The sequence below is a fragment of the Paraburkholderia sp. SIMBA_027 genome (genome assembly GCF_046535315.1).
In the GTDB taxonomy this organism is placed as follows: Bacteria; Pseudomonadota; Gammaproteobacteria; order Burkholderiales; family Burkholderiaceae; genus Paraburkholderia; species Paraburkholderia tropica.
In genome coordinates, this window is record NZ_JAWRWY010000422.1 from 1 (window position 1) to 278 (window position 278).

Genomic DNA, 278 nt, shown 5'->3' on the forward strand with positions numbered 1-278 from the left:
GCGTGAGTAGTTCTTGCCAGTTGTCGCCGAAGACGTCGACAAATTTTTGGTGATTCTTCTCGTTGCACTTCTGTAGCACACCGCCAAGCGCGCCGCCATCTTGCGTGAACTGGATCACGCCATATGACAGGCCGATGTGGACGATGCGCGAATAGCTGGTTTCGATACCCTTGTGTCCATTCTTGCGTCCAACAAACTCTTCATCGGTGTTTTCCGCGCCGAACGGATCATTCCCGCTTTCGCACATTGCTACGGCGGCAATAATCTTGAGGCGTTCG

1 protein-coding gene is annotated in these 278 nt (G+C 53.2%); it reads right to left on the bottom strand.

Features of this window, described 5'->3' with window-relative positions; translation table 11 throughout:
- Positions 1-278, bottom strand: a 278-nt coding sequence (locus SB764_RS39665) for a hypothetical protein (protein WP_410866705.1), incomplete at both ends; no start/stop codon positions are given.